Origin of the sequence: Pseudarthrobacter cellobiosi, assembly GCF_023913755.1 — a bacterium.
Taxonomy (GTDB): domain Bacteria; phylum Actinomycetota; class Actinomycetes; order Actinomycetales; family Micrococcaceae; genus Arthrobacter; species Arthrobacter cellobiosi.
On sequence record NZ_JAMXBJ010000048.1, the window covers coordinates 101,520 to 115,004 of the forward strand.

At 62.9% G+C, this 13,485-nt stretch carries 13 protein-coding genes and 6 tRNA genes; 15 read left to right on the top strand and 4 right to left on the bottom strand.

The features are described from left to right. The first annotated feature begins 11 nt into the window (after positions 1–11). The 3 genes from NG696_RS15060 to NG696_RS15070 are packed head-to-tail and all read left to right on the top strand — an operon-like array spanning position 12 to position 2,294. Positions 12–305, top strand: a complete 294-nt coding sequence (locus NG696_RS15060) for a hypothetical protein (protein ID WP_252576060.1) — start codon at positions 12–14, stop codon at positions 303–305. Next, positions 302–892: a hypothetical protein gene (locus NG696_RS15065; RefSeq protein ID WP_252576061.1), complete on the top strand. Its 591-nt coding sequence runs from the start codon at positions 302–304 to the stop codon at positions 890–892. The genes NG696_RS15060 and NG696_RS15065 overlap by 4 nt, the downstream gene beginning before the upstream one ends. A 13-nt stretch (positions 893–905) precedes the next feature. Next, positions 906–2,294, top strand: a complete 1,389-nt coding sequence (locus NG696_RS15070) for a polysaccharide deacetylase family protein (RefSeq protein WP_252576062.1) — start codon at positions 906–908, stop codon at positions 2,292–2,294. Positions 2,295–3,873: 1,579 nt separating this feature from the next. On the opposite strand, the gene NG696_RS15080 is transcribed toward NG696_RS15070, so the two are convergent. Continuing rightward, a complete protein-coding gene (locus tag NG696_RS15080; RefSeq protein WP_252576063.1) occupies positions 3,874–4,674 on the bottom strand; it encodes a hypothetical protein in 801 nt (266 codons plus the stop codon). A 276-nt stretch (positions 4,675–4,950) separates the two neighbouring features. Beyond that, positions 4,951–5,022: transfer RNA gene (locus tag NG696_RS15085), tRNA-Val, on the bottom strand. A gap of 228 nt (positions 5,023–5,250) precedes the next feature. On the opposite strand from NG696_RS15085, the gene NG696_RS15090 reads away from it, so the two are divergent. The 6 genes from NG696_RS15090 to NG696_RS15115 all read left to right on the top strand — a co-directional run bounded on the left by NG696_RS15090 (position 5,251) and on the right by NG696_RS15115 (position 6,213). After that, positions 5,251–5,323: transfer RNA gene (locus NG696_RS15090), tRNA-Gly, on the top strand. Between the two features lie 47 nt (positions 5,324–5,370). Further along, positions 5,371–5,441: transfer RNA gene (locus NG696_RS15095), tRNA-Cys, on the top strand. Between the two features lie 39 nt (positions 5,442–5,480). Continuing rightward, positions 5,481–5,555 (top strand) — tRNA-Val (locus NG696_RS15100). 58 nt (positions 5,556–5,613) lie between these two features. Further along, positions 5,614–5,686 (top strand) — tRNA-Gly (locus NG696_RS15105). 44 nt (positions 5,687–5,730) lie between these two features. Further along, positions 5,731–5,802 (top strand) — tRNA-Val (locus tag NG696_RS15110). Between the two features lie 153 nt (positions 5,803–5,955). Further along, entirely contained in the window at positions 5,956–6,213 is a 258-nt protein-coding gene (locus NG696_RS15115; RefSeq protein WP_252569134.1) for an antitoxin, read from the top strand. Positions 6,214–6,326: 113 nt separating this feature from the next. Here NG696_RS15115 and zapE read toward each other — a convergent pair whose 3' ends face one another. Continuing rightward, positions 6,327–7,364, bottom strand: coding sequence for a cell division protein ZapE (gene zapE / locus NG696_RS15120; protein ID WP_252569136.1), 1,038 nt, complete (start codon positions 7,362–7,364; stop codon positions 6,327–6,329). A gap of 213 nt (positions 7,365–7,577) precedes the next feature. On the opposite strand from zapE, the gene NG696_RS15125 reads away from it, so the two are divergent. From NG696_RS15125 to ybaK, 3 genes are read left to right on the top strand one after another with little or no spacing between them, the layout of a single operon-like run. After that, entirely contained in the window at positions 7,578–8,489 is a 912-nt protein-coding gene (locus NG696_RS15125; RefSeq protein WP_252576064.1) for a sulfurtransferase, read from the top strand. Positions 8,490–8,499: 10 nt separating this feature from the next. Next, on the top strand, positions 8,500–8,961 hold the full coding sequence (locus tag NG696_RS15130; RefSeq protein WP_252576065.1) for a SufE family protein: 462 nt from the start codon (positions 8,500–8,502) through the stop codon (positions 8,959–8,961). Positions 8,962–8,992: 31 nt separating this feature from the next. Further along, entirely contained in the window at positions 8,993–9,490 is a 498-nt protein-coding gene (ybaK, locus tag NG696_RS15135) for a Cys-tRNA(Pro) deacylase (RefSeq protein ID WP_252576066.1), read from the top strand. Here the strand turns inward: ybaK and NG696_RS15140 are convergent. Next, the gene (locus NG696_RS15140) at positions 9,487–10,689 is read right to left on the bottom strand and encodes an alpha/beta hydrolase family protein (protein WP_252576120.1); all 1,203 of its coding nucleotides are present in this window, start codon (positions 10,687–10,689) and stop codon (positions 9,487–9,489) included. The genes ybaK and NG696_RS15140 overlap by 4 nt on opposite strands. 217 nt (positions 10,690–10,906) lie before the next feature. Here NG696_RS15140 and NG696_RS15145 point away from each other — a divergent pair, with 217 nt between their 5' ends. The 3 genes from NG696_RS15145 (at position 10,907) to NG696_RS15155 (ending at position 13,444) form a co-directional block, all read left to right on the top strand. Next, on the top strand, positions 10,907–11,398 hold the full coding sequence (locus tag NG696_RS15145; RefSeq protein ID WP_252569144.1) for a hypothetical protein: 492 nt from the start codon (positions 10,907–10,909) through the stop codon (positions 11,396–11,398). 14 nt (positions 11,399–11,412) lie between these two features. After that, positions 11,413–11,922, top strand: coding sequence for a peptide-methionine (R)-S-oxide reductase MsrB (msrB, locus tag NG696_RS15150; protein ID WP_252569145.1), 510 nt, complete (start codon positions 11,413–11,415; stop codon positions 11,920–11,922). Between the two features lie 154 nt (positions 11,923–12,076). Next, the gene (locus NG696_RS15155; protein WP_252569146.1) at positions 12,077–13,444 is read left to right on the top strand and encodes a DUF6421 family protein; all 1,368 of its coding nucleotides are present in this window, start codon (positions 12,077–12,079) and stop codon (positions 13,442–13,444) included. Positions 13,445–13,485 lie beyond the last annotated feature (41 nt).

Genomic DNA, 13,485 nt, shown 5'->3' on the forward strand with positions numbered 1-13,485 from the left:
GGACCACCGCCATGGGTAAATATGAAGCCCTGCCAGCCACCAGGGACACACCGTGGTGGGCGCTGCACGTCGATGCGCTCAACCGCGCCTGGCGCACCCTGTACACCGGATTCGTCCTTGACGCCCTCGTGCTGATCGGCGGCGGGATCATGAACCTGCTGAGCGCCCACGAAGTGACCACGGAGGCGTTCTGGATCGCATTCCTGATCCTGGTCACCAAGTCGTTCCTGACCGCGCTGGGCTCCTATCTGCTGCGGCTCAAGGTGACGCCGAGGAACGTTCCGAAAGAGGGCCAGCCCGGATGACCGACTACCCGCTGGACATGCAGCTCGTCGTGGACCCGCTCAACCCTGAGAACGTGGTCCGCGACGGCGCTGTCTACCTCTACGACCCTTCCGACGAGGCTGGCGTCTCACCCATCGCGCTCAAGGACCCGTCAGGACTGCCCCTGCCCAACCCTTTGGTCTCCAATCCCTTCGGGTTCATTCCACCGTCCATCGTCACCATCCCGAAAGTGAAGTGGAAGTCCGGAGCCTTCGAAGGGTTCTTCTTCTCCTACGACGGGCTCCGCAACGAAGCAATCGCCGCCCGAGCCGCTGCCGAGATCGCCCAGGCGGCGGCGGTTACCGCCGGCGCGGACGCAGCGGCAGCGGCTCAGGCGGCGCTCGCCGGAGCAGTCGCTGACGCAGCGGAGTCCGCCGTCGACGCCGCCGCCGCACAAGCCTCCGCGCTCGCCGCTCAGGCCAGCGCTGCAGCTGCGGCCGCAACTGCTGCTGGCGGCGGTATGGCTGTCCATCCGACAGACCCGGACATCCTCATCATCAGTACCAAATTGGACGGCACCGTGGCCGTGAAGCCCACGGATTCCGACGTCCTCACCATCACTACCTAAGGAGCAGCCCAGCATGGCAACTCGCGATGTACCCACGCTCGACGGCTCCGGCCGCATGTTCGAAAAGCACGTCCCCGCCTACCTCACCCAAGCGGCACAATCTGCCACGATTGATACCAAAGTAAAACCCCTGAAGCGCAACGCGGCACAAATCGCCCGCACTACTGCCGAGAAGCTGAGCGGCGTGAAAGTTGTTGTCATCATCCGGCACGATGACGGACAACTGCCGCAGATGGATTACCTCCCGATCTACGCGGCACACGGCGACGCCAAGGCATCATTCGTGATCGTGCCTACGTACATTGATACGGCGGGCAAGTTCAGCCTGGCACAGCTGAAACAGGTTTTTGATGCAGGGCACGACATCGGTTCGCACACGATGACACACCCGCAGGCCAACGCCTACGCGCTAACCGAAACCGAACGCCGCTACGAACTGTCCGCGTCGAAGGCCTGGCTTGAAACCACGCTAGGCAACGGGTACGTGTGCGAACACATCACATACCCCGGCAACCAGCCCGTCTACACCAACGAACTGTTCGAATACTACTTGGGTGGTTTCGCTGACGGTGCAGCTGCGAAACTGACCGGTCCCATTGACTTGGCCGCACACAGTAGCAGCCTCGGTTTTGACTGGTTCGACAATGCATCTTCCACGGCGAACAAGGCCAAGATCAACGCCCGCATCGCAACACTCAAAGCTCAGGGCAGCGCTGTGGACGTTGTGCAGGTCCACAACTACTCCGAAGGCACCCCCACGCAGCTTGACGAACTGCTGACCATCATCGACGCGGACCCGGAAGTCATTACCCTGACCCTGACCGAGTGGATGCATTACGTCCGGGAAACATTCGAGACAGTCAACGGCCGGCACTACGCGAAGGGCATCAACCATAACGGTGGTGCCCGGACGTGGAAGAGTGTTGCAGTAGGGTCAGGCGCATACATAGCTGACCGTCTGGGCGTCGGTAAGGCATTCCGTGCCTTGGTCAACGGCGTGGAAGTTGCCACGCTTGACACTGAACTTGCGTTGCTTGGGCCGGGAACATCCACGCTTGAAAAGGGCCATCAGTTGGCGCAGTACAGCAGCGACAACAGCCGGAGCTTCACGCAGTCAGTCAACACCCTCGGTCTTCTACACCTTGTCGGCACCGGCATGACCTACCTGCTCGCCGACGGGTTCGGGATCCGCGCCCGACGCGACGGGCAAGCCATTGAAGCGCAAAACGCGGCCGGTGCTGACCGGTTTGCTGTGGACACCACACGCGGGGTTATCTGGCTACCGAACCTGCTGGCGTTGCCGACCGGCTACGCGAGGCCCGGGGAACTGTGCATCGTGAACGGCGTCCTGAAAATCTGCACGGCTGACAACGTCTGGACTACTGTGGGGACGCAGACGTAGCGCTGCACCATCACCTTCCGGGCTTGTTTCCACGTGGGGGTCAGACGGGGGTTGTGGTGTTGTCGGCGCAACGGAGCTTAGCGCCAGCATCAACAACGCCACTCCCTCCGTACCAACGAACGGGCCGTTTGCTTCTAGGAGTATTTGGACGGTCATCACCGCCAGCAGTAGGTGACCAAGCCGGGCCATGCCACCCGGTTCTTGGGGGCCGCGAAAGAGCATCTTGCGAAGCATCGCCATGAAGATGACGAAGATAATCAGCGCGGGAAGGATGCCGCCGGCTATCTGGAACGTCAGTAGTGCAGTATGCGGCAGCCAGAGGTACATGCTGTAAAACTGTTCCATCCCGAGCCCGGCAATAGGCTCGCGGAGCGCGGCCTGGATTGATATGTCGAGCAGGTACTGCCGGCTCTCTTCCGGGTTGAAGGAGTGCACGTCAGATGGGGCGAATAGTCGCGTAAGGGTGTTGAAGGTGAACCCGGATCCACTCATGATGCTTAGAGGCACGTAAGCGGCCCCCGTCAACAGTAGACCTGGGATGATCTTCACCCATCCCCAGCGAAGCGCTACTGCCAACGCCAGCGCCAGCGCCAGAACGCCTCCGCGCCCTCCACTGAGAAGCAGCGCGACTAGACATGCGATAGTGGCGAAGGCGAACCATACCCGCCGCCCCCGTCCAAACATGCAAATACCGACGAGGACACCTACCGCGAGCTCGTACGTCACCAAAGTGGCCGAAGGCGAAAGTCCAGTGAGCCGAGAAAATCCCGGGTCATCAAGCGGAGTCAGTACGGACCACCCGGCGGCAGACATGATAAGGACCACGGCGCTGAGCGTCACCCCGGCTAAGTAGCCCCGATAGAAGACGCGCCGGTCAGTAACGCGGGAGAGCACCATCCAAGCTGCAACCGACGCGATCGTCATGGTGTATCCGAGAGTCACAGCTGAGGCATCCCCACGTGACAGGCCAACCAGGATCAGAAACGCACCGGTGACTCCTATGGCTAAGGCTATTCGTGTAACTACTTTGTTGCCACTACTGCGAGTCTTGACGACGACCGACAAGGCAAGAGCCATGCGAGCCACATCGAACACGAGAGGGTCCAGGCTGCTGACTGACCAAATCGGAAGAAGAAAAGCCCATAGCGCAACCAGCGCGCCCACAGGGCACAGGATGGTGATCGTTACCCACGCAGCCAACCCGAACAGGACTGCGACTGTGATAGCGACGGCCCCATTGTGGGCTGCGGCTGCACCGACGCCGACAGCGAGCACCACAGCGAGCATAAAAAGGCCCACAGGCTTCAGGCCAGCACCAAGCCGCCGAAGAACAGCGAAGCCCATCACAGGCGTGCGCTGACGCGCCATTACATTCCCCCTCAGCGGATCAGATTTGACTTCCCTAAGTCTAGACGCGCTTCAGAGGCCAAAAGACCGGGATTGTTCCCTAACTGGGTTGTGACGCAGCCTAAGGCCCGCATCCTCTCGGAGGTGCGGGCCTTTTCGTCGTTAGAGTGCCAGGTCCATCAGGTCCCGCCAGAAAAATGGGACCGAGAGCCGCCCGGCCAAAGCGGGGAAATCAAGCGAATGGAAGCAGTTTTCGTAGCACTGTGTTTCTGACGTAGTCATAAAGCTCGTTCAAGGAATCCATGACGCTATAGCCCGCCAGTAGCGGTCCAGCGCCAAACTTGATCTGCACGTCGATTGTGGCGCTTGCATTGACATTGTTGGCCAAAGACATCCGCATGTAAGCCTGGGGCTCATCTGTTATCACGTCCACTGAGCCGATTACTTCCAACCGGTGGATTGTGCCGTTGCCAATCGAGAAGTTGGTCAGTCCCATGCCCGACTGAACGACTGCAATGGTTCGATGCTTCCCTCGGTTGGTGAGGTCGCGAAGTAGCCAGAGCGGAGCACGTTCCGGCCCAAGCGGATACCGATACGGTTGCAGAGTCTGCAACGCCAGCAATGCAGCTTCAGGCCAGCACTCGACCTGTTCGCCAAACGCGCGCCGAGCACTCCTGTTGGTCAGCTCCTTGTCGCGAATGGGAAAAGCTGAGCGTGTCTGTTGTTGGTCGTTCCACAGCGGACAGTGACGCCCCGCGATAGCGAACGCGACCTGATCCAAGGTTGCCAGAAGACCCTCCGCGATCTCATAAATGAGGTGCTCGAATTCCTCGTCGAGCGGGGCAAATTGTCTTATAGCGAGCACTCTCTCGCTGCCCTCGACGGTGTCGACAAGTTCCCAACCGGAATTTAGCCAATCAACCGCCATCAACTCAGCCTCCCGCATCTTCGACTCGACGCGTTTGAGTCGCCTTCCGTACGAAGTGGGACGCTCCAGGCGGTTCTGAAATCGCGATTCAAGGAGCCCGCTCATTCTTTCCTGACGTCTACTGTGCTCCCGAGGTGAACGCGCTGGCCGAACCGACTTAGGTCCCCGTTTTGTCATTACAGTTCCATTCCCCATCTGGTCAGGTCTCATTGATCACTGTAACGAGGTCAGTGCCGGTAACAATGTGCCCGGACAGAGCGTGGTCAGCGTCGGCGCAGGCGAATCGGTTTGCCCCACGGCTGCCCCACTCGGAGCTACCCAGGGCAAAACAAAAGCCCGTCAGGACCGGATATTCCGTGTCCTGACGGGCTTTTTGTTCGGTGGGCGATACTGGGTTCGAACCAGTGACCTCTTCGGTGTGAACGAAGCGCGCTACCACTGCGCCAATCGCCCCGATGCCTTTGAATGCTAGCCGACCCGGCGGGGTTTATGGAAATCGAGACGGGCCGCCGCTCGAATTACACGCCTGTAATTAGTAAAATCCCCTAGATTGCAGGGATCCAGGGGCATAGCCGCGGCTGGGGAACGCGCGATTTGGAGAATCCATGAACCTCCTATAGAGTTCTTACTCGTTGGAACGCGAGGAATTGCCCGAAACGGCAAGGATTCAGCGGCCCAAATGCGGACGTAGCTCAGCTGGTAGAGCACCACCTTGCCAAGGTGGATGTCGCGAGTTCGAATCTCGTCGTCCGCTCGCAGGACACTGTCACGGCAAAGGTTTTTCGGAATCGGAGCTTACACGGTGGGTTGGCCGAGAGGCGAGGCAGCGGCCTGCAAAGCCGTTCACACGGGTTCGAATCCCGTACCCACCTCGGTGAAAACCATGGATTCCGGCTCACACCGGACGAAATGGGCGATTGGCGCAGCGGTAGCGCGCTTCCCTGACACGGAAGAGGTCACTGGTTCGATCCCAGTATCGCCCACCAAGCAAGGAAACTTGCTTCATGCAGTACGCTAGGCCACCGGCCAGGCTGTACTTCATACGCGGACGTAGCTCAGCTGGTAGAGCACCACCTTGCCAAGGTGGATGTCGCGAGTTCGAATCTCGTCGTCCGCTCTCTACCCCAGTAATAGATCCGAAATGGCCGGCCTTCCGGTTCCGGGCGATTGGCGCAGCGGTAGCGCGCTTCCCTGACACGGAAGAGGTCACTGGTTCGATCCCAGTATCGCCCACACACAGCAGCTCTCCGTGAGCTGCTTTTTTGTTGCCTGAATGACCCGCCCCGACTTGACAACATTTGTCACAGCACCTTGGCACGTCCGCCAGACAGGGCTAGGATCGGTTGCGGAGGAGCGACCTGGCTCCGCGATTGAAGGGAGGTGCTCGTGGGACTGATTGACGATCTCAAGGGCAAGGCTCAGGGTCTCATCCACGGCAACGAGCGGGCCATCAAGGACGGCATCACCAAGGCCGGCGATTTTGTCGACTCAAAGACCGGCGGCAAGTACGCGGGTCACGTCGATAAGGTCCAGGATGGTGCTTCCAAGCTCGTTGACAAGAACGACGGAACCCCCGGCGCGACCCCTGCCACCGAGCAGGCTCCGCCAGTGAACCCGGTTCCCCCGGTTGACAGGGCTCCGTAAGAAGGATTTGGCCAGGGCTTTGCCCTAGCACGTCAAGGGGGTGCGGGTCCCGCCGGGAGGCGGCACCCGCACCTTTGGCGTTTAACTGACTGTCCGGCTTCCCCGGCCGCTGCCTAGGAAGGCTCGTGGTTCTGGCCCTCGCGGGCCAGTGCGGTCAGACGGGACACAGCACGGAAATACTTCTTGGTGTACCCGCCGTGCATCATCTCGTCCGTGAAGAGCTTGTCGAAGGGGACGCCGCTGGCCAGGATGGGCACATCCTTGTCGTACAGGCGGTCGGCCAACACCACGAACCGCAGCGCCACGGCCTGTTCGGTGATGGTCTCCACGTTGCGCCACACGACGCCGTCGATGCCGTCGATGAGCTGCCGGTATCGGCTCGGGTGGACACCGGCAAGGTGGCCGATCAGTGAACTGAATTCGTCCTCTGCCACGGTCTTGCCGTCGAACTCGGCCTTCATCTGTGCGGCGAGCTGGCTGTTCCTCAGCGGTGCCGGGGCGGCGGGCAGGCCACGGTGGCGGAAGTCCTCGCCGTCGATCCTGATGACGTCGAACTGGTCCGCCAGGACCTGGATTTCACGGGCAAAGTCGACGGCGGCAAAGCGGCCGTCGCCCAGCGAACCCGGCAGGGTGTTGGACGTGGCAGCCAGCTTGACGCCGGCGTCGGCCAGTTCACGCATAAGGCGTGACATCAGCACGGTGTCACCCGGGTCATCAAGCTCGAATTCGTCGATGCACACAAGCTTGTAGTGGCTCAGGGCTTCAACAGTTTTGCGGAAGGAAAGCGCCCCGACCAGGTTGGTGTATTCCACAAAGGTTCCGAACGCCTTGGGGCCCGGAGCGGCATGCCACAGGGAGGCCAGCAGGTGGGTTTTGCCGACGCCGAATCCGCCGTCGAGGTAGATCCCCGCCCTGGTAGCGACTTTCTTGCTGAAAAGCTTTTTGAACAGGCCGTCGCCGTCGCCGGCTCCAACTCCCGCGGCGAACGCTTCCAGCGCCTTGACCGCCGCCGCCTGGGACGGCTGGTTCGGGTCCGGCCGGTAGCTGGCAAAGGAGACCTGGCCAAACCGTGGGGACGGATAAAAACCCTTAAGGAGCTCATCCACCGAAACCGCCGGAGTGCGGGCGGCAAGCTGTTCGATCTGTACCAAGGTGGTCCGTTCTGCTGGTGGGTTGTCCCCAGAAAGAATACCGGCAACAGCCCGGGCCTACCCCGCCGTGCGGCCGGCAGGGGCCCGGGCGTGACGAAGGACATATTTCCCACTGTTAACAAGGAGGCGGACAGGGGCGGCCGGCCATGGCTACTGTGGGAGGCAGGTTTTCCTTCTACAGCATCCGCCGTGTCTCAGTGAAAGGCCATCACCATGTCCTACGCAGTTGAACAGAACGAGAAGTTCGCCGCCTACGCCAACCCGGAGCGTCTGGTATCCACCGACTGGCTTGCCGCCGCACTTGAGGGCGGCGCCCTTGCGGACGGAAAGCTGGTGGTGGTCGAATCCGACGAGGACGTTCTCCTTTACGAGACCGGCCACATCCCCGGATCCGTCAAAATCGACTGGCACACCGACCTTAACGATCAAGTGACCCGCGACTACGTGAACGGCGAGGCATTCGCCGCCTTGGCCGCTGCCAAGGGCATCTCCCGCGACGCCACGGTGGTCATCTATGGGGACAAGTCCAACTGGTGGGCCGCCTATGCACTCTGGGTCTTTACCCTGTTCGGCCACGAGGATGTCCGGCTGCTCGACGGCGGCCGGGACAAGTGGATCGCAGAAGGCCGCGAACTGACCACGGACCAGACCGCCCCGGCACCCAGTGACTACCCGGTGGTGGAGCGCAACGACGCCCCCATCCGCGCGTTCAAGGAAGATGTGCTGGCACACTTCGGCAAGCCGCTCATTGACGTCCGCTCCCCTGAGGAATACACCGGCCAGCGGACCCACATGCCGGCCTACCCGGAAGAAGGTGCGCTCCGCGGCGGCCACATTCCCACGGCAGCATCCATTCCCTGGGCGCGCGCCGCTGCGCCGGACGGAACGTACCGCAGCCGGGAAGAACTCGAGGCCCTCTACCTGGGCGAGGCCGGGTTGGCCGCAGGCGATGACGTTGTGGCTTACTGCCGCATCGGCGAGCGTTCCAGCCACACCTGGTTCGCGCTCAAGTACCTGCTGGGCTTTGACACTGTCCGGAACTACGACGGCTCCTGGACCGAGTGGGGCAACGCCGTACGTGTTCCCATCGCCAAGGGCACGGAACGCGGCACGGTCCCGGCGTAAACTGGAACAGATGACTACACATGACCTGCCCGCCGCATTGGCGGAAATCGTGGATGACTTCCAGGCCCTGACCGAACCCGATCGGCTTCAGTTGCTGCTTGAGTTCTCGCGCGAGCTGCCGGAACTGCCGGACCGGCTGAAGGACCACCCTGAGCTCTTGGAGCAGGTGGTGGAATGCCAGTCGCCGCTGTTCCTGACCATCGAGACGGAAAAGAACGACGCCGGCCCGGCCGACGCCGTTCGGCTCTACTTCAAGGCGCCACCGGAAGCCCCCACCACGCGGGGTTTCGCCGGTGTGCTCCACGAGGGGCTCGACGGACTCAGCGCCGCCGAAATCCTGGCGGTGCCGGACGATATGCCGGAGCTGCTGGGCCTGACGCGGGCCATCACGCCACTGCGGATGCGCGGCATGACCGCCATGCTGGGACGGATCAAGCACAAGGTCGCCGCTTCGTCCCGGTCCGCGTCCTGATCTTCTGACTCCGGGTCGGAAACTGAACGCTTTGGGACGCAAGAGTTCTTCAAACGGAACGCCGGCCACAGCCGCACTGGCTGCAGCCGGCGTTCCCTTTGTGTTGCATGCGTATGCCCACGACCCTTCCGCGGCCAGCTACGGCACGGAAGCCGCCGAAGCCTTGGGCATCGCCCCCGAAAGGGTCTTCAAGACCCTCATGGTGGAAGTGGAAGGCCGACTGGCCGTGGGGGTTGTGCCGGTCAGCGGAAACCTTGACCTGAAGGCATTCGCGGCCGCCCTGGGCGCCAAGAAGGCTTCGATGGCAGATCCTGCGGCTGCTGAACGCCGCACCGGCTACGTCCTGGGCGGCATCTCGCCGTTGGGCCAGCGCCAGTCATCACCCACCGTGGTGGACAGCAGCGCCCTTGGTCTGGGAACGATGCTGGTTTCCGGTGGTAAGCGCGGCCTTGATGTTGAGCTTGCACCGGCCGACCTCATCCGGCTGACGTCCGCCGTGACAGCCGCCATCGGCGCGCGCACACCTTAGCGGTTCTGGCCGGGATTAAGCCGTGGAGCCAACTGGGGCCGGAGCCACGCCTTGATCAGGTTCTCCCAGCGCTCGGGATCGACGTTCCATTCCTTGGTGTGCCTGGCGTGATTGAACGTTTCGAACGTGACCATGTCCGGATTCCGTTCGGCCAGGAGGGCGGATGGTTCATAGGGAACGTACTCGTCATCAACGCTGTGGATGATCAGGGTGGGCGTCCGGACTTCGACGGCGCGCGCCACCCAGTCCATGGCCTTGAGGTCCACGGGTGCGGCCAGGCCGGTGAGCCTGCGGCCCACAGGGTGGCCCAGCATCAGCTGCCCGTAGCGGCCAACGAGGGACGGAATGCGGTTGATCTGCGCATGGTGGGCCAGCACATTGACCCAGTTGATGACGGGCGCATCCAGGACCATGGCCCGGATCAGGTGACGGTGAGGCGAGAGATCGGCCGTCTGCAGGCAGATGGCGCCGCCCATGGACCAGCCGAAGAGAACAATTTCCTCGGCGCCGTTGGCCAGGGCGAATTCGATGGCAGCCTCCACGTCATGCCATTCCGTGGATCCCAGGCCGTACCTGCCATCCTCGGCCGAAGGCGCCAGCCCGTCGTTCCGGTACGAGACAAGCAGGCTGGTAAGCCCCAGTTCGAGGGCGGGACCTACCGCCCGGAGGGCCTCCTGGCGGGTGGCCCCGCGGCCGTGAACCATGACTGCCCAGGTCCGGGCAGGTCCGCCGGCCCGGACCAGCCACGCCGGTGCTGTGCCGCCGTCGACGTCGATCAGCACGTCCTCGGCCACAAAGCCGGCGGCAGCGGGATCCGGGTAGAGCGCACCGCTCCACCATCCGCGGCGGGCCGTTTCAAGATCGCCGGCATAGACGGCTTCCACTTCGCGCAGGACCGTGCCGTCCGCCGGCGAATAGGACACTATCCGCCCGATCCGGGCGTGCCCCTTCCCGCCGTCGAAAAATAACCCATAGACGCCCTCCACAGTGGTCTCCGGAGTGGCTGTCAGGATGACGTGGCGGCCGCCTCCTTCCCGGAGCACGGCGAGGACTTCCTGGTCCGCCGTCCGCTGCCGGACTGGAGTGATCACACGCCTGGCGAAATAAAGTGCCAGTGCGGAGGAGCCTGTGGCCAGCAGGCCGGCAAGGGCCCCGCCGCCAATGACGCCGCCGAGCGCCCATTTGGCGCGCAGGGACATACGGCCGTCGGCCTGGATCGGAACTGCCGCCGTCAACGTGGAGGTGCGCGTGGAAGGTGCCATGGAACCATTCTTACTGCCGCAGACGGGTTGACCATATTCCGTCCGGCACGTGGCGCCGGAATTCTGCCGGCCCCGGGGACGCCGCGCATGACACCGCACGCACCGAGCGGCCCAAATGGATGCAGGCGCCGGTGCGCACGACTAGGCTGATGCCATGAGCGATCCAATCGTCATTCTGACCGAAGAACCCCTGGGCGCGGACGACCGCGTCAACATAGAACGCCTGGTGGACGGGCAGGACACGCCCCTTGTCCTGCTGGTTCCGGGGAACACTGAACGGCACCTGCTGGTGGATTTTCTTGAGAATCTCTCCCTGCTGGACGTTGTTAAGGCGTTCCGCGAACTGACCGCCCATGCTCCGGACCCCTCCGCTGAACGGGCCGAGGCTGCGGAGACGCTGGCCGTCTCGCTGGCCGCCCTGGAGGGACTGGGCGCAGGAGTCACGGGCGAGGTGGTGGACGGTGGCGCCGTCAAGGGCCTCGTGGCCAAGGTCAAGGAGCTCGGTGCAGCCCAGGCGGTTGTGATCACCCGTCCGCACGCAGTGGCGGATACGTTCCACACGGACTGGGCCAACAAAGCCCAGGACCAGCTGGGGCTCCCAGTGCTCCACCTGTACGCCGGTTCGGGATTTATCGGCGACTCCTGAGCGTTGAGCTGACTATGAGTATCTTTCGAAAGAGCATCTTCGAGAACAAGGCCACGGATTCCGTCCCGGGTCCGGCTGCCGACGCCGCCGCTGCGGAACCCGCCTACCGGAAATCCGACGCCGAGTGGCGGCAGGAACTCACGCCGGAGGAGTACCACGTGCTGCGGCAGGCGGGTACGGAGCGCCCCTTCACCGGCGAGTATGTGGACACCCATACGGAGGGTGTCTACCAATGCCGTGCCTGTGGCACCGAGCTTTTCCGGAGCAACGAAAAATTCGACTCGCATTGTGGCTGGCCGTCCTTCTGGGCACCCCTCGCCGAAGGCACCGTCCGTTACATCCACGACCGGACGCTCGGCATGAAGCGGGTGGAGGTACGGTGCGCGCACTGTGACTCGCACCTGGGCCACGTATTTGAGGGCGAGGGCTACGGCACGCCCACGGACCAGCGCTTCTGCATCAATTCGGTGTCCCTGAAGTTGGTGCCGCGCGGCGCTGCCGCGGAAGAATCCACGGAGTCCTGAGTCCGCCAGCCGTGGCTCCGCCCACATCTGGCGTAGCCCCGAGACGCCTCGAGCCCGAGAGTATCTTATGCTCAGGCTCAATTTGAGTTAGGGACTCTGGTTGCTTGCTACGCTCGCCGTAGATGCCCCAAGCAATGAGAAAGGCAGTCGCACCATGACCGTCACCGTGACCGTGGCCCCTACGAGGATCACCGCCGAAAATCCCGCCTGGCTCCGCCTCAGGAGCGCCGCCGAATCCCTGCAGGCACTGCAGGTCCAGGACGGCTCCGTGCCCGACGCAGGCCATCACGCAGCAGCCGCTCTGCAGGTTGCCGCCATCACGGAGTCGCTCGCCGAACTGGCACCGCTGTTCCCGCACGACGCGGCCTATCTTGACGCCGTCGTGGCTGATTTCCAGGCGTGGGCCACAGCTGGATTCGCCGTCCCGGACTTCCTCGCATCCCTTCTGGCGTTCCAGCCCCAGCTGCAGCGCCAGGATGGCCTGCAGCACGTGGTTATTTTCCCCATGTACACGCAGAACGGAAGCAGCAGCCGGCTGGTGGAAGCCGTGCTGATCGAGGTCATCTGGCCCGATTTTGTGGCCGGCCTTGAGGCCGGGGACTATTCCAACAAGCTCTTTGTGCCCATCCGGTTCCTGGACTTCACCCGCGGCTACAACACCAACTCGGCGGTGCTGTTCCCCGAAACCGTGGCCGTCCGGGCAACACCCACCTTCACCTGGGGCGCCATTTTTGCGGACCGTGAAGCTGCCCGGTTCCGCCGGGTCCTGCGCGCGGCCGCAGACATCACCTCCCTGGACCTGCCCGCGGGCGCCGCGGAACTCCTGGCCGACCAGGAACTGACCGAGGCCACGTTTGTGATGTGGGACCTGATCCATGACCGGACCCACATGCGCGGCGACCTGCCCTTTGACCCGTTCATGATCAAGCAGCGGATGCCCTACTTCCTGTATTCGCTGGAAGAACTGCGCTGCGACCTCACAGCATTCCGGGAATCCGTCCGGATCGAACTGGACGAAGACGCCGGGCCGGAAGCACGCCGGCACGCGAAACTGGTGCAGTACGCCATCATCTTCGACCGGATCTTCCGCTTCGCGATCACCGGCAACCGGGTGCGCAACTACGACGGCCTCGGCGGACAGCTGCTCTTTGCCTGGCTGCACCAGCACCACGTCCTGCACTGGACCGACAGCCGGCTCAGCATCGACTGGGAGCAGGTGGCGGACGCAGTGATCGCCCTCGGCGCCTCGATCGACGAGCTCTACTGGCGCTCCATTGACCGGCCGAAAATGGCCCACTGGCTTGCTGCGTACCAGCTGATCTCCGCCACGGTCACACCCAACCCCGCATCAGTCTGGGCCAAGGGCCCCGACGCGCTCCCGGTTGCCGGTCCGCCCCGCGGCCTGACAGACCAGGTGCTGGACGACGAATTTCCGCTGTCCATGTTCTACGAAGCCTTGGAGAAGAAAATGCGCCCAGTCATCGAATCCACTGCCGGCATCACCGGAGCGTCCGCGCTGTGAGCGAACCCGGCGCCCCGCGCGTTGTTCCTGTTCCGGACCAA